Source organism: Paracoccus zhouxuedongae, from assembly GCF_041927815.1.
In the GTDB taxonomy this organism is placed as follows: domain Bacteria; phylum Pseudomonadota; class Alphaproteobacteria; order Rhodobacterales; family Rhodobacteraceae; genus Paracoccus.
The window spans coordinates 1-13,928 of sequence record NZ_JBHFHM010000003.1 but is presented as its reverse complement, the minus strand read 5'-3'; the positions used below and the strand labels follow the sequence as shown (position 1 = coordinate 13,928).

Below are 13,928 nucleotides of genomic sequence, written 5' to 3'. Positions count from 1 at the left end.
CAGATTCGGTGCAGACGCGGCCTTTCCCCGATCATCCCTGCGGGCTATCTAGCGGCCCTAGCTGACAGCAAACTGACACGAGGCCCCATGGAAACCGCCGCCCGGATCGCCCGCACCATCGCCACCGACATCGCCGCCAGCCCGGCGCAGGTGCAGGCCGCCGTGGGGCTTCTGGACAGCGGCGCGACCGTGCCCTTTGTCGCGCGCTACCGCAAAGAGGTGACGGGCGGGCTGGATGACAGCCAGTTGCGCACGCTGGCCGACCGGCTGTCCTATCTGCGCGATCTGGAACAACGGCGGGCGGCGATTGTCGCCTCGGTCACCGAACAGGGCAAGATGACCCCCGATCTGGCCCGCGCCATCGCCGCGGCCGAAACCAAGGCGACGCTTGAGGACATCTATCTGCCGTTCAAGCCCAAGCGCCGCACCCGCGCGATGATCGCCCGCGAACACGGGCTTGAGCCGCTGCTGCGCGCCATCATCGCCGCGCCCGGCACCGATCCGCAGGTGCTGGCGGCGGGCTATCTGACCGAGGCCGTGCCCGACACCAAATCCGCGCTTGAGGGCGCGCGCGACATCCTGGCCGAGGAACTGTCGGAAAACGCCGCGCTGCTGGGCCGGTTGCGCGCCTTCATGCAGGATCAGGCGGTGATCGCCGCCCGCGTCATCCCCGGCAAAGAGGAAACCGGCGCCAAGTTCCGCGACTATTTCGACCATGCCGAAAAATGGTCCGGCATCCCCGCGCACCGGGCCCTGGCCATCCTGCGCGCCAGCAAGGAGGAGGTGGTGACCATCGACATCGCCCCCGATCCCGACACCGGCGCGGGGCGCGCCGAAACCATGGTCGCCGCCGCCATCGGCGATCTGGGCACCGGCCCCGGTGCCGACTGGCTGCGCGCCGCCGCCGGCTGGACCTGGCGGGTCAAGCTGTCGAACACGATGTATATCGACCTGCTGGGCGAATTGCGCCGCCGCGCGCATGAGGCCGCGATCAGCGTCTTTGCCCGCAACCTGAAAGACCTGCTGCTGGCCGCCCCCGCCGGCCCGCGCGCGACCCTGGGCCTTGACCCCGGCATCCGCACCGGTGTCAAGGTCGCGGTCGTCGACGCCACCGGCAAACTGGTCGACACCGCCACTGTCTATCCGTTCCAGCCGCGCATGGACATTCGCGGGGCCGAGGCCACGATCCTGACCCTGATCGCCCGCCACGGGGTCGAGCTGATCGCCATCGGCAACGGCACCGCCAGCCGCGAGACGGAACGGATGGTCGCCGACCTGCTGCGGAGCCTGCCGCAGGGCGTGAAGCCGCCGACCAAGGTGGTGGTGTCCGAGGCAGGGGCCTCGGTCTATTCCGCATCCGAACTGGCCGCGCGCGAGTTTCCCGACCTGGACGTGTCGCTGCGGGGCGCGGTTTCGATTGCGCGCCGCCTGCAAGACCCGCTGGCCGAACTGGTCAAGATCACGCCCGAATCCATCGGCGTCGGCCAGTATCAGCATGACGTCGACCAACGCGCATTGTCGAAGGCGCTTGAATCGGTGGTCGAAGATGCGGTGAACGCGGTCGGGGTCGATCTGAACACCGCTTCGGCTCCGCTTCTGTCGCATGTCGCGGGGCTTGGGCCGTCGCTGGCCCAGGCCATCGTCAGCCACCGCGACCAGACCGGGGCCTTTCCGTCGCGCAAGGCACTGCTGAAGGTGGCGGGGCTTGGCCCCAAGGCCTTTGAACAATGCGCGGGCTTCCTGCGCATCCGCGACGGGGATGAGCCGCTGGATGCCTCATCCGTCCACCCCGAGGCCTACGGCATCGCCCGCCGCATCGTCAGCGCCTGCGGCCGCGATATCCGCAGCCTGATGGGCGACGGCGCGGCGCTGAAACGCCTGCGCGCCGAAGATTTCGTGACCGAGGATTTCGGCCTGCCCACGGTGCGCGACATCCTGACCGAACTGGAAAAACCTGGCCGCGACCCGCGCCCCAGCTTTGTCACCGCCAGCTTCACCGACGGGGTCGAGGACATCAAGGATCTGCGCCCCGGCATGGTGCTGGAAGGCACGGTCACCAACGTCGCCGCCTTCGGGGCCTTCGTCGATATCGGCGTGCATCAGGACGGGCTGGTCCATGTCAGCCAACTGGCCGACCGCTTCGTCAAAGACCCGCATGAGGTGGTCAAGGCCGGCGATGTGGTGAAGGTCCGCGTGACCGAAGTGGACGTGCCGCGCAAACGCATCGGCCTGACCATGCGCAAGGATGGCGGCAGCAACGCGCGCGACGCCGCCGCCGAACGCAGCCCGGCCAAGGGCAAACAACCCGCCCGCAGCAGCGCCGCCCCGCCGAAATCCGCCCCCGGTGCGCTTGGCGCGGCTTTGGCCGATGCGCTGAAACGCCGCTAGGGCGCGCAGATCTCGGATCGGGTCAGAAACCGCCGCTCGCGCCCGTTGTCCAGGCTGAACATGCCGCCGCGCCCCGGAACCACATCGATGATCAGATCGGTGTGCTTCCACACCTCGTGCTGCGCACCCGAGATGTAGAACGGCATCCCGCCGATCTGGCCCAGTTGCACGTCATGCTCGCCAATGCGGAAATCGCCCTGCGCATAGCACATCGGCGCCGACCCGTCGCAGCAACCGCCTGACTGGTGAAACAGCACCGGCCCGTGATCGGCCACGATCTCGGCCAGCAGTTCCAGCGCGGCGGGGGTGGCGGTGACAGTGCCCATCGGGTCGCCCTTTCTTCTTGGCGGAAACATCCTGCGGGGGTCCGGGGGGCGCAAGGCCCCCCGGGTCCGAAGGTCAGAAAAAGCCCAGCTTCTTGGGGCTGTAGCTGACCAGCATGTTCTTGGTCTGCTGATAGTGATCCAGCATCATCTTGTGGTTTTCTCGCCCGATGCCCGATTGCTTGTAGCCGCCAAAGGCCGCATGGGCCGGATAGGCGTGATAGCAGTTGGTCCAGACCCGACCCGCCTTGATGCCGCGACCAAAGCGGTAGCAGGTGTTCGCCTCACGCGACCAGACGCCCGCGCCCAACCCATACAGCGTGTCATTGGCAATCGACAGCGCGTCATCGGCATCCTTGAAGGTGGTCACGGCGACGACCGGCCCAAAGATTTCCTCCTGGAACACGCGCATCTTGTTGTGGCCCTTCAGCACGGTCGGCTTGACGTAATAGCCGCCCGCCAGATCGCCGGACAGGCTGGCGCGCGCGCCGCCGGTCAGCACCTCGGCACCCTCTTTCTTGCCGATGTCGATATAGGACAGGATCTTTTCCATCTGCTCGGAACTCGCCTGCGCGCCGATCATTGTTGCTGGGTCCAGCGGGTCGCCCTGCACGATGGCCTCGACCCGCTTCAGCGCACGTTCCATGAATCGGTCATAGATGCTTTCGTGGATCAGCGCGCGCGACGGACAGGTGCAGACCTCACCCTGGTTCAGGGCGAACATCACAAAGCCCTCGATCGCCTTGTCGAAGAAATCGTCATCCTCGCGCGCGACATCGGCGTGGAAGATGTTGGGCGATTTGCCACCCATCTCCAGCGTCACCGGGATCAGGTTTTCCGACGCATATTGCATGATCAGCCGCCCGGTCGTGGTTTCCCCGGTGAAGGCGATCTTGGCGATGCGGTTGCTGGACGCCAGCGGCTTGCCGGCCTCAAGCCCGAAGCCGTTGACGATGTTCAGCACGCCCGGCGGCAGCAGGTCGCCGATCAGTTCAGCCAGCATCATGATCGAGGCCGGGGTCTGTTCCGCCGGTTTCAGCACGACGCAATTGCCCGCCGCCAGCGCCGGTGCCAGCTTCCACACCGCCATCAGCAAGGGGAAGTTCCACGGGATGATCTGGCCGACCACGCCCAGCGGTTCGTGGAAATGATACGCCACGGTATCGTCGTCGATTTCCGAGATCCCGCCCTCTTGCGCGCGCACCACGCCCGCGAAGTAACGGAAATGATCGACCGCCAGCGGCAGGTCGGCGGCGGTGGTTTCGCGGATCGGCTTGCCGTTGTCCCAGGTCTCGGCGCGGGCCAGGGCGGGCAGGTTCTGTTCGATCACATCGGCGATGCGGTTCAGGATCAGGCTGCGTTCGGCAACCGAGGTGCGGCCCCATTTGTCCTTGGCGGCATGGGCGGCATCCAGCGCGGCATTCACATCGTCGGCGTTTGACCGCGCAACTTCGCACAGCACCTGACCGGTGACAGGCGAGGTATTTTCAAAATACTTGCCCGATTTCGGCGCGACCCATTTGCCGCCGATGAAATTGTCGTAGCGCTTCTTGAACGGCGAAGCGGCGTCCTTGTGGAAAATCGTGGTCATCGTCCCCTCCCATTTGGGCCGCCTCCTCGCGGCCTGACGGGGACAGGATGCCAGCGGCTGCCGCTGCGTCACCCCGGCAAAGGGGCGCTGCGGCGCGGCAATGTCGCATTACTGCGACAGGTCGGCGGCATCGGGCGGCAGTTGCGCCAGCTTGCGGTGCAGCGTGGCGCGGCTGATGCCCAGATCGCGGGCGGCGGCGGTGACATTGCCGCCGGCACGGGCAAGCGCGCGCACGATCACGCCACGCTCGGCCCGGTCCAGCCCGTCGCCCGCCCCGCCCAGCAGATCGGCGGCGACCAGCGGCCGGTCGGCCAGCACCTCGGGCAAGGACAGCGCGCGCCGCGCGGCGCGGGTGGCGCCGATGATCAGGTCATCGCCATCGACCGCCAGCAGCCCGACGCCCCCCTTGGCGGCGGGCAGCATGACGATGCGGGCGGCGGGAAATGCCTGGCGAAAGGCCTCGGTCTCAATTGTGCGGGCAGCTTCGGACACCGATTGCGCGATCAGCGTGGTGAAGCCCGGCGTCAGATCGCCCCGCGCAGAGGAGACATCCAGCGCCCCGGCCAGCCGCCCAAGCGGGTCATAAAGCGGCGCGGTCATGCAGGACAGAGCCGTGTTGCGGGCCAGGAAATGCTGGTCGCGGTGGATGGTGACGGCGCGATCCTCGGCCAGGCAGGTGCCGATGCCGTTGGTGCCCTGCGCCGCCTCGGACCAACGGGTCGCCAGCCACAGCCCACCGGCGCGGAAATCACCGTCATCGCCCGCCGCGCCGCGCCGGTCCAGCGGCACGCCATCGGCATCGGCCAGCATGACGCAGCAGCCCACGCCGCCGACGGTCTGGAAGAGCCGGTCCAGCGTCGGCCCGGCGGCGCGCAGCATGGGTTCGGCGCGTTCACGGGCGGCGACGAACTCGGCGTCGGTCAGCCGTTCGGTCGCACCGCGCCCGCTGGCGTCCAGCCGGTGCAGCCGGGCCGACCGGCTCCATGAGGCAATCAATGCGGATTGCGCCGCCCCGTTCTTCAGGATGGCGCTTTCGACCTTTTGGGCATGATGGCTGACGCGATCCATGCCGTTCCCCCCGGTGTCATGCTGCCATGACACCGGCTGTCTGCCAAGATGTCAGGCCAGATGTTCCGCGTGGAACCAGATGTGGTCTTCGATAAAGCTGGCCACATAGAAATAGCTGTGGTCATAGCCCTTTTGCATCCGGAACGCGCCGGGCTGACGACGGGCGGCCATCGCCTCGGCCAGGGCTTCGGGCTTCAGCAGGTCAAGGAACTGATCGGACGCGCCCTGATCGATCAGCACCTCGCCGTCAAAGCCGCGTTCGCGCATCAGGATGCTGCTGTCATGGGCGGTCCATTTCGCCTCATCCGCGCCCAGATAGGCCGACAACTGCTTGCGGCCCCAGTCGGATTTCGTCGGGTTGGCAATCGGCGAAAACGCCGAGACCGAGCGGTAGCGGCCCGGCAGCGACATCGCCAGCGTCAGCGCGCCATGCCCGCCCATCGAATGCCCGGTGATCGCCTGGCGGTCGCGGTCGATGGCGAAATTGTCCGAGATCAGCTCGGGCAGTTCATGGGCCACATAGTGCCACATCTTGAAATGCGGCGCCCAGGGCTGTTCGGTCGCGTCGACGTAAAAGCCCGCGCCCTGACCCAGATCATAGGCCTCGTCATTGGCCACGCCTTCGCCGCGCGGCGAGGTGTCGGGGAACACCAGCGCGATCCCCGCCTGTTCGGCAAAGGCCTGCGCGCCCGCCTTGGTCATGGCGTTTTCATGGGTGCAGGTCAGGCCGGACAGATACCACAGCACCGGCACCGGGCCTTGTTCGGCCGCCGAGGGCAGGAACAGGCCAAAGGTCATTTCCGTCCCGGTCGCCTGCGACTGGTGCGCGTAGACACCCTGCACGCCACCAAAGCAGCGGTTTTCGGATTTGGTGGTCAGGCTCATCTGCGGTCCTTTCAGGGGATTATGAATGGCGGACCGGGGGCTTTGCCCCCGGACCCCCAGCGTATTTGGTCAAGAAAGAAATCAGTAGAGGACAACCGAGCGGATCGATTCGCCCGCGTGCATCAGGTCGAAGCCCTTGTTGATGTCTTCCAGTTTCAGTGTGTGGGTGATCATCGGGTCGATCTCGATCTTGCCGTCCATGTACCAGTCGACGATCTTCGGCACATCGGTGCGGCCACGCGCGCCGCCAAAGGCAGTGCCTTTCCAGACCCGGCCCGTGACAAGCTGGAACGGGCGGGTGCTGATTTCCGCGCCCGCCGGGGCGACGCCGATGATGATCGACTGGCCCCAGCCACGGTGGGTGCATTCCAGCGCGTCGCGCATCACCTTGACGTTGCCGGTGCAGTCGAAGCTGTAGTCGGCGCCGCCGATCTGGTCGGCCGGAGTCTTGGTCAGGTTGACGATTTCCTGAACGACGGTGCCTTCGATTTCCTTGGGGTTGATGAAATGGGTCATGCCGAAGCGTTCGGCCATTTCACGTTTCGAGTTGTTCAGGTCGACACCGATGATCATGTCGGCGCCGGCCATGCGCAGGCCCTGAAGCACGTTCAGGCCGATGCCGCCCAGGCCGAACACAACAGCTTTCGAGCCGATTTCCACCTTGGCGGTGTGGATCACCGCGCCGATGCCGGTGGTCACGCCGCAGCCGATGTAGCACACCTTGTCGAAGGGCGCGTCCTCACGGATCTTCGCCAGGGCGATTTCCGGCAGCACCGTGTAGTTCGAGAAGGTCGAACAGCCCATGTAGTGATGGATCGGCGTGCCATCCAGCATCGAGAAGCGCGACGTGCCATCGGGCATCAGGCCCTGACCCTGGGTCGACCGGATCGCCGTGCAGAGGTTGGTTTTCTGCGACAGGCAGGACGGGCACTGGCGGCATTCGGGAGTATACAGCGGGATGACGTGATCGCCCGGCTTCAGCGTGGTCACGCCGGGGCCGCATTCCACGACGACGCCCGCGCCTTCGTGGCCGAGGATCGCGGGGAACAGCCCCTCGGGGTCGGCGCCCGACAGGGTGAATTCGTCAGTGTGGCAGATGCCGGTGGCTTTGATCTCAACCAGGACTTCGCCGAACTTCGGCCCCTCGAGGTTGACCTCCATCACTTCCAGCGGTTTACCGGCTTCAATGGCAACGGCGGCACGGGTTCTCATCGGCGACTCCTGTCAAGCAAAGGGCAGGTCGCCGGTTCCCGGACGCCCGCATCTTGGGTATGCGACCATCGTCGCATTCGCGGGGGCGCGGAATCAATTCCGCAAAAGGTCGGAGACCCGGATTTGCGACCATCGTCTTAGGCTTCTCTTATCCTCGCATCAGACTTCCGCCGGATAGACAGCGCCCCACAAAGGCGTAGCGTGATCAGACCGGACCTATAGGGGAGGAAAACCAATGGCCTGGACGAAACCGACCATCCGCGAAACCGCCTGCGGCATGGAAATCAACATGTATGCCCCCGCCGAATACGAGGATCAGGGCCCCGACCTGTTCTGATTCGCCAAGGAAAGGCCGTCGCTCATGCGGTTCCTCACCCTCGGGGCGGCGGCTGGCGGCGGGTTGCCGCAATGGAACTGCGGCTGCGCCAATTGCGCCGCCGCCCGCGCGGGCACCATCCCGCAGGCCAGCCAGTCATCGGTTGCCGCCACGCTGAACGGCCAGGACTGGGCCATCCTGAACGCCTCGCCCGATCTGCGCGTGCAACTGGCGGCCAGCCCCGCGCTGCATCCACGCGGGTTGCGCGACAGCCCGGTGCGGTCGGTGCTGGTGACAAACGGCGATGTCGATCATATCGCCGGGCTGATCAGCCTGCGCGAAAGCCAGCCGTTTGACCTGTTCGCCACCGGCGCGATCCAGGCCGAGCTGACCGGATCGCCGGTGTTCAACGTCATGTCCCCCGTCGTCAGCCGCCACGCCATCACCACCGGCCAGCCCTTTGACCTGCTGCCCGGCCTGACCGCCACCCTGTTCCCGGTGCCGGGCAAGGTGCCGCTTTATCAGGAAACCGGCACCGTCATCACCGACCAGATCACCGACCAGACCGTCGGCGTAGAACTGCGCGGGAAAGGTCGCCGCGCCCTCTATATCCCCGGCTGCGCCCGCGTCACCGACGACCTGCGCGCCCGCATCGACGGGGCCGACCTTCTGTTCTTCGACGGCACGCTGTGGCGCGATGACGAGATGCTTACCACCGGCACCGGCACCAAAACCGGCGCGCGCATGGGCCATCTGTCGATCGACGGACCGGATGGAAGCATCGCCGCCCTGTCGGGCCTGACCATCGGCCGCCGCATCTTCATCCACCTGAACAACACCAACCCCGCGCTGGACCCGCGCAGCCCTGAGCGCGCCGCGGCCCGCGCCGCCGGCTGGGACATCGCCTTCGACGGCCAGGACATCACCCTGTGACATTCTTCTTGGCCCAAATATCCCCGCCCATGGCATCCGCCCCCATCACCCGCGAAAGGCCCGACAGATGACCGCCACCCGCGCCGATTTCGAAGCCCGCCTGCGCGCCATCGGCGACGCGCGCTATCACGACAAGCACCCGTTCCACACCCGGCTTCATGGCGGCCAATGCAGCCCCGATCAGGTGCGGGCCTGGGTCATCAACCGCTATTACTATCAGTCGCGCATCCCGATGAAGGACGCGGCCTTCATGTCGCGCTGCACTGACCCCGCCATCCGCCGCGCCTGGCGGTCGCGGATCGAGGATCACGACGGCAACCCCGACGAAGGCGGCGGCATTCGTCGCTGGCTGAAGCTGGCGCAGGCGGTGGGGCTGGACCCCGATTATGTCGCCTCCGAACAGGGGATCATGCCGACCACGCGCTTTGCGGTCGATGCCTACGTCCGCTTCGTGCGTGACATGCCGCTTTTGGATGCGGTTGCGGCCTCGCTGACCGAACTGTTCGCCCCGGCCATTCACGCCGCGCGGATCGAGGGGCTGCTGGCCCATTACGACTTCGCCAACACCGACTCGCTGTCCTATTTCCAGAAACGCCTGACCGAGGCCCCGCGAGACGTGGCCTTTGGGCTGAAATTCGTGCTGGATCATGCCGATACGGCGGAAAAGCAGGATGCGGCGGCGGCGGCGCTGACCTTCAAGACCGATGTGCTGTGGGCGCAGCTTGACGCGCTGTGGCATGGCTATGTCGAGGGGAACATTCCACCGGGTGCCTGGCAGCCGGGGCAGGGGCTGGCCTGATGCTATCCAGCGCCTGCGTCCCCTATCTGCCGCGCGGCGTGCGCCTGCATGTCGATGCGGTGCGCGGCCAGACCGTGCTGCTTGGCCCCGAACGCACCCTGACGCTGGACGCCATTGCCGAGGCCATCCTGCGCGAGGTTGACGGCGACCGCAGCATCGCCCAGATCGCGCTGGACCTGTCGGCGCGTTATGGCGCCCCCGCCGATCAGATCGCCGGGGATATTCAGGCAATGCTGACCGATCTTCACGACCGCTGGATGGTGCGCTGCCAATGACCCTAGCCCCACCGATCGCCATGCTGGCCGAACTGACGCACCGCTGCCCGCTGGCCTGCCCCTATTGTTCCAACCCGCTGGATCTGGCCCGCAAGGATCAGGAACTGACCGCCGATCAATGGGCTGATGTCTTTGCCCAGGCGGCGGCGCTTGGCGTCTTGCAACTGCACCTGTCGGGGGGGGAGCCTGCGGCGCGCACCGATCTGACCGCGATCATGGCCGCCGCGCATCAGGCCGGGCTTTACACCAACCTGATCACCTCGGGGATCGGGCTGACCCCACGGCGTCTGGATGATCTGGTCGCCGCCGGGCTGGATCACCTGCAACTGTCGCTGCAAGGCGCGACGCCCGAAACCGCCGACCGGATCGGTGGCTATGCGGGCGGCTTTGCGCGCAAGATGCAGGTGGCCGAATGGGTGGCCGACCGCGCCATCCCGCTGACGATCAACGCCGTCCTGCACCGTCAGAACATGGATGAGGCCGCGCAGTGCTTTGAGATCGCAGAAAGGTTCGGCGCGCGCCGGATCGAGATCGCCTGTGTCCAGTTCCACGGCTGGGCCGCTGAAAACCGCGCCGCGCTGATGCCGACGCGCGCCCAGCATGATCGGGTGCGCGATCTGGTTGCGGCCAAGCGCGCCGCGCTGCGCGGGCGGATGGTCGTCGATTTCGTGCCGCCAGACTATTATTCCGACTTCCCCAAGGCCTGTATGGGCGGCTGGGGCAAGGTCGGGCTGAACGTCACCCCGGATGGCCGGGTGCTGCCCTGCCATGCTGCGGAATCCATCCCCGGCCTGACCTTTGCCCGCGTCACCGACATGCCGCTGGCCGCGATCTGGGCCGACAGCCCGGCCTTTACCGCCTATCGCGGCACCGACTGGCTGCCCGAGCCATGCCAAAGCTGCGACCGGCGCGACATCGACTTTGGCGGCTGCCGCTGTCAGGCGATGGCCTTGGCGGGCCGCGCCGACGTCACCGATCCGATCTGTCGCAAGTCGCCCGATCACGCCGTGGTCGCGGCGATCACCGCCGCCGCGAATGGCGCCAATGCGCTGCCGCCCCTGGTAATGCGTCAGCCCGCCTGAAAGGCAGCGCGCAAGGCCGCCAGCCCCGGCATCCGGTCGACCAGCAGATCGGCCCCGGCGAAATCGTCGCCCTCGGTATAGGTCGAGGGCGTCAGCACCACCCGCAGCCCCGCCCCCTTGGCCGAGGTCAGCCCGGCGCGGCTGTCCTCGAAGGCCAGACAGTCGCCCGGCGGCAGGCCCAGCCGGTTCAGCGCCAGTTGGAACACATCAGGCGCGGGTTTCTTGGCCGCCACCTCATCCCCAGCGGCGATCACGTCGAACACCTCATCCGCGGGGCGACCCCAGCAGCACAGGGCCAGCGCCTCGACATTGGGGCGGCTGGTGGTGGTCGCCACGGCCAGCCGCAGCCCGGCGGCGCGCGCCTCGTCGATCAGTTCGGCCACGCCGGGACGCAGCGCCAGCCCGCCATCGACCAAAAGCGCGGTATAGCGCGCGGTCTTGTCGACATGCAGCGCGGCGATCCGGGCGGTGTCCAGCACCGGCGCGGGCAGGCCCGCCTGAAAGGCCGCGATCCTCTCCTTGCCGCCGGTGGTGCGCAACAGGATGCGATAGGTTTCGACACTCCAGTGCCAATTCAGGCCGTGGGCCGCGAAAGCCTCGTTGAAGGCCGCCCGGTGCGCCTCTTCGGTCTCGGCCAGGGTGCCGTCGACGTCAAAGATCAGCGCCTTCATCCGCGCGCCCCGACAAGGCCCGCCAGTTCGTCGAAATGATCGAAGGCGGCGGCATGGGGCAGCTCGGCCACCGGCGTCTTGCGATAGCCGCCGGTGAACAGCAGCAGGTCCATCCCGGCGCGGTCGGCGCATTCGGCGTCAACCTCGCTGTCGCCGACGAACACCGCCGGTCCGCCGCCACAGGCCTGATGCGCCAGATGCAGCGGCGCGGGGTCGGGCTTGCGTTCCGGCGCGCTGTCACCGCCGATCACCACGGCAAAATGATCCAAGAGGCCCAGATGCCGCAGCACCGCCCGCGCCGGGGCCACCGGCTTGTTGGTGCAGATGCCCAGCACATGCCCGCCCGCCCGCAGCGCATCCAGCGCCGCCGGAACGCCGGGATAGGGCTGCGTCAGCCCCACGGCGGTTTCATAGCGCGCACCAAAGGCGCTGACCAGGCGCGCCGCGCGGGCCGGATCGTCGATCCCATGCGCCGCCAGCAGCCGCGTCACCAGATTGGGCACGCCCTTGCCGACGAAACTGCGCACCGTCGCCAGATCCAGCGGCGGGAACCCCTCGGCCGCCATGATCTCATTGCTGGCGGCATGGATGTCGGGCGCGCTGTCGATCAGCGTGCCATCCAGATCGAACAGAACGATCACAGCGCGGCTTCCGCTGCCGCCCGGATGGCGCGGATGTTGTCGCCATAGACGCCGGGGTTGCTGACCGAGCCGCCCTTGAACACCGCCGACCCGGCGACAAAGCAATCGGCCCCGGCGCGCGCCAAAGCCGCCACCGTCACCGGATCAACGCCGCCATCCACCTGAATGTGGATCGGCCGGTCGCCGATCATCGCCCGCACCTGCGCCACCTTGTCCACGGACGAGGGGATGAACTTCTGCCCGCCGAAACCGGGGTTCACGCTCATCACCAGCACCATGTCGACCAGATCCAGCAGATGTTCGATCGCCGCCACCGGCGTGCCGGGATTCAGCGCGATCCCGGCCTTTTTGCCGGTCGCCCGGATCGCCTGAAGCGTGCGATGCGGATGCGGGCCGGCCTCGACATGGGCCACGATCATGTCGGCCCCGGCCTCGGCATAGGCTTCGATATAGGGATCGACCGGGGCGATCATCAGGTGAACATCCATGAAGGTCTTGACATGCGGGCGAAAGGCCTTCACGGCGGGCGGGCCAAAGGTCAGGTTCGGCACGAAATGCCCGTCCATCACGTCGACATGCACCCAGTCGGCGCCCTCGGCCTCGATCGCGCGGATCTCGGCGCCGAAATTGGCGAAATCGGCGGACAGGATCGAGGGGGCAATCTTGATCTTGCGGTTGAAGCTCATGGCTGGTCCTTCCTGCGGCTGCCATCAGGGTCAAGGCCACCGCTGAACACGCGGCTGGCCCGAAGGTCGGCTTCGGTTATGGTCGAAAGCGCGTCGGCGTCAACGGGGCCGTCGCTGTTGAACAGGCGATTGGCCTGCCGCAAACGTGCGCGATCCAGCGCGTTGCGGATCGACCGGGCATTGGCGAAATGCGGCTGCGCGCGGCGCAAGGTGACATATTCCGCCATCGCCGCCCGCGCGCCCTCATCCAGGCGATAGCCCTGCGCGGCCAGCATGTTTTCGGAAATCCGCACCAGTTCGGCATCGTCGTAATCGGGAAAATCGATGTGATGGGCGATGCGCGACCGGAATCCGGGGTTGGCGGAAAAGAACTTGTCCATCCGGTCGGCATAACCCGCCATGATGACCACCAGATCGTCGCGGTTGTTCTCCATCACCTGCAACAGGATCTCGATCGCTTCCTGCCCGTAATCGCGTTCGTTGTCCGGTTTATACAGGTAATAGGCCTCATCGATGAACAAGACCCCGCCCATGGCGCGCTTCAGCACCTCTTTGGTCTTGGGGGCCGTGTGGCCGATATACTGGCCGACCAGATCATCGCGGGTCACGCTGACCAGATGGCCCTTGCGCACATAGCCCAGGCGGTGCAGCAGCCCGGCCATCTTCAGCGCCACGGTGGTCTTGCCGGTCCCGGGATTGCCGGTGAAGGACATGTGCAGGGTCGGCACCTCATGCGCCAGCCCCAATTGCTGCCGCGCCCGATCCACCAGCAGCAGCGCCGCCGTCTCGCGGATGCGTTGCTTGACGGGGGCCAGGCCGATCAACTCGCGGTCCAGCTCATCCAGCACCTCGCGCACACCCGAGGCCTCATATTCCGCACGCAGATCAACGCGACCTGTCCCCTCGGCAACCTCGTCCATCCCATGCCCTTCTTCTGTTCGAAAATACTCTCGGGGGGTGCGGTGGGCAGACAGCCCCCCGCCTTTGTCATCAGCCATGCCCGGTGTCATGGGCATAGCGGATCGACCGGCCGTCGACCTCGATCCGGGCCATGCGAA

Annotated in this window: 15 protein-coding genes; 6 read left to right on the top strand and 9 right to left on the bottom strand. The window is 66.7% G+C overall.

Annotated elements, in window-relative coordinates:
• The first annotated feature begins 87 nt into the window (after window positions 1–87).
• Complete coding sequence (locus tag ACEYYA_RS04805) at window positions 88–2,388, top strand: Tex family protein (RefSeq protein ID WP_374798157.1); 2,301 nt, start codon at window positions 88–90, stop codon at window positions 2,386–2,388.
• Here the strand turns inward: ACEYYA_RS04805 and ACEYYA_RS04800 are convergent.
• From ACEYYA_RS04800 to ACEYYA_RS04780, 5 genes are all read right to left on the bottom strand, one after another.
• A complete protein-coding gene (locus ACEYYA_RS04800; RefSeq protein WP_374798155.1) occupies window positions 2,385–2,714 on the bottom strand; it encodes a DUF779 domain-containing protein in 330 nt (109 codons plus the stop codon). The genes ACEYYA_RS04805 and ACEYYA_RS04800 overlap by 4 nt on opposite strands.
• A gap of 73 nt (window positions 2,715–2,787) precedes the next feature.
• Window positions 2,788–4,302, bottom strand: coding sequence for an aldehyde dehydrogenase (adh, locus tag ACEYYA_RS04795; RefSeq protein ID WP_374798153.1), 1,515 nt, complete (start codon window positions 4,300–4,302; stop codon window positions 2,788–2,790).
• A 108-nt stretch (window positions 4,303–4,410) separates the two neighbouring features.
• Window positions 4,411–5,370, bottom strand: a complete 960-nt coding sequence (locus ACEYYA_RS04790) for a GAF domain-containing protein (RefSeq protein WP_374798151.1) — start codon at window positions 5,368–5,370, stop codon at window positions 4,411–4,413.
• Between the two features lie 51 nt (window positions 5,371–5,421).
• Window positions 5,422–6,255 carry an S-formylglutathione hydrolase gene (gene fghA, locus ACEYYA_RS04785; RefSeq protein WP_374798149.1) on the bottom strand — a complete coding sequence of 278 codons (834 nt, stop codon included), beginning with the start codon at window positions 6,253–6,255 and terminating at the stop codon, window positions 5,422–5,424.
• Between the two features lie 81 nt (window positions 6,256–6,336).
• Window positions 6,337–7,467 carry an S-(hydroxymethyl)glutathione dehydrogenase/class III alcohol dehydrogenase gene (locus ACEYYA_RS04780; RefSeq protein ID WP_374798147.1) on the bottom strand — a complete coding sequence of 377 codons (1,131 nt, stop codon included), beginning with the start codon at window positions 7,465–7,467 and terminating at the stop codon, window positions 6,337–6,339.
• Window positions 7,468–7,702: 235 nt separating this feature from the next.
• On the opposite strand from ACEYYA_RS04780, the gene pqqA reads away from it, so the two are divergent.
• The 5 genes from pqqA to pqqE all read left to right on the top strand — a co-directional run bounded on the left by pqqA (window position 7,703) and on the right by pqqE (window position 10,872).
• Window positions 7,703–7,804, top strand: coding sequence for a pyrroloquinoline quinone precursor peptide PqqA (gene pqqA, locus ACEYYA_RS04775; protein WP_374798145.1), 102 nt, complete (start codon window positions 7,703–7,705; stop codon window positions 7,802–7,804).
• Between the two features lie 24 nt (window positions 7,805–7,828).
• A complete protein-coding gene (pqqB, locus tag ACEYYA_RS04770; RefSeq protein ID WP_374798143.1) occupies window positions 7,829–8,716 on the top strand; it encodes a pyrroloquinoline quinone biosynthesis protein PqqB in 888 nt (295 codons plus the stop codon).
• A 67-nt stretch (window positions 8,717–8,783) separates the two neighbouring features.
• On the top strand, window positions 8,784–9,515 hold the full coding sequence (gene pqqC / locus ACEYYA_RS04765; protein WP_374798141.1) for a pyrroloquinoline-quinone synthase PqqC: 732 nt from the start codon (window positions 8,784–8,786) through the stop codon (window positions 9,513–9,515).
• Entirely contained in the window at window positions 9,515–9,790 is a 276-nt protein-coding gene (pqqD, locus tag ACEYYA_RS04760) for a pyrroloquinoline quinone biosynthesis peptide chaperone PqqD (protein ID WP_374798139.1), read from the top strand. The genes pqqC and pqqD overlap by 1 nt, the downstream gene beginning before the upstream one ends.
• On the top strand, window positions 9,787–10,872 hold the full coding sequence (pqqE, locus tag ACEYYA_RS04755; RefSeq protein WP_374798137.1) for a pyrroloquinoline quinone biosynthesis protein PqqE: 1,086 nt from the start codon (window positions 9,787–9,789) through the stop codon (window positions 10,870–10,872). The genes pqqD and pqqE overlap by 4 nt, the downstream gene beginning before the upstream one ends.
• On the opposite strand, the gene ACEYYA_RS04750 is transcribed toward pqqE, so the two are convergent.
• The 4 genes from ACEYYA_RS04750 to cbbX are packed head-to-tail and all read right to left on the bottom strand — an operon-like array spanning window position 10,860 to window position 13,790.
• Complete coding sequence (locus tag ACEYYA_RS04750; protein ID WP_374798135.1) at window positions 10,860–11,543, bottom strand: HAD family hydrolase; 684 nt, start codon at window positions 11,541–11,543, stop codon at window positions 10,860–10,862. The two genes, pqqE and ACEYYA_RS04750, sit on opposite strands and share 13 nt — an antisense overlap.
• Entirely contained in the window at window positions 11,540–12,184 is a 645-nt protein-coding gene (gene gph / locus ACEYYA_RS04745; RefSeq protein ID WP_374798133.1) for a phosphoglycolate phosphatase, read from the bottom strand. Before gph ends, ACEYYA_RS04750 begins: the two co-directional genes overlap by 4 nt.
• On the bottom strand, window positions 12,181–12,870 hold the full coding sequence (gene rpe, locus ACEYYA_RS04740) for a ribulose-phosphate 3-epimerase (protein WP_374798131.1): 690 nt from the start codon (window positions 12,868–12,870) through the stop codon (window positions 12,181–12,183). Before rpe ends, gph begins: the two co-directional genes overlap by 4 nt.
• Window positions 12,867–13,790, bottom strand: coding sequence for a CbbX protein (gene cbbX / locus ACEYYA_RS04735; RefSeq protein WP_374798129.1), 924 nt, complete (start codon window positions 13,788–13,790; stop codon window positions 12,867–12,869). Before cbbX ends, rpe begins: the two co-directional genes overlap by 4 nt.
• Window positions 13,791–13,928 lie beyond the last annotated feature (138 nt).

Excerpts from the sequence above, each read along its gene's own strand:
- pqqC (WP_374798141.1), top strand. The coding sequence starts at position 8,784 with ATGACCGCCACCCGCGCCGATTTCGAAGCCCGCCTGCGCGCCATCGGC.
- ACEYYA_RS04805 (WP_374798157.1), top strand. The coding sequence starts at position 88 with ATGGAAACCGCCGCCCGGATCGCCCGCACCATCGCCACCGACATCGCC.
- cbbX (WP_374798129.1), bottom strand. The coding sequence starts at position 13,790 with ATGGACGAGGTTGCCGAGGGGACAGGTCGCGTTGATCTGCGTGCGGAA.
- fghA (WP_374798149.1), bottom strand. The coding sequence starts at position 6,255 with ATGAGCCTGACCACCAAATCCGAAAACCGCTGCTTTGGTGGCGTGCAG.
- ACEYYA_RS04800 (WP_374798155.1), bottom strand. The coding sequence starts at position 2,714 with ATGGGCACTGTCACCGCCACCCCCGCCGCGCTGGAACTGCTGGCCGAG.
- pqqE (WP_374798137.1), top strand. The coding sequence starts at position 9,787 with ATGACCCTAGCCCCACCGATCGCCATGCTGGCCGAACTGACGCACCGC.
- ACEYYA_RS04790 (WP_374798151.1), bottom strand. The coding sequence starts at position 5,370 with ATGGATCGCGTCAGCCATCATGCCCAAAAGGTCGAAAGCGCCATCCTG.
- rpe (WP_374798131.1), bottom strand. The coding sequence starts at position 12,870 with ATGAGCTTCAACCGCAAGATCAAGATTGCCCCCTCGATCCTGTCCGCC.
- pqqA (WP_374798145.1), top strand. The coding sequence starts at position 7,703 with ATGGCCTGGACGAAACCGACCATCCGCGAAACCGCCTGCGGCATGGAA.
- ACEYYA_RS04750 (WP_374798135.1), bottom strand. The coding sequence starts at position 11,543 with ATGAAGGCGCTGATCTTTGACGTCGACGGCACCCTGGCCGAGACCGAA.
- adh (WP_374798153.1), bottom strand. The coding sequence starts at position 4,302 with ATGACCACGATTTTCCACAAGGACGCCGCTTCGCCGTTCAAGAAGCGC.
- ACEYYA_RS04780 (WP_374798147.1), bottom strand. The coding sequence starts at position 7,467 with ATGAGAACCCGTGCCGCCGTTGCCATTGAAGCCGGTAAACCGCTGGAA.
- pqqD (WP_374798139.1), top strand. The coding sequence starts at position 9,515 with ATGCTATCCAGCGCCTGCGTCCCCTATCTGCCGCGCGGCGTGCGCCTG.
- pqqB (WP_374798143.1), top strand. The coding sequence starts at position 7,829 with ATGCGGTTCCTCACCCTCGGGGCGGCGGCTGGCGGCGGGTTGCCGCAA.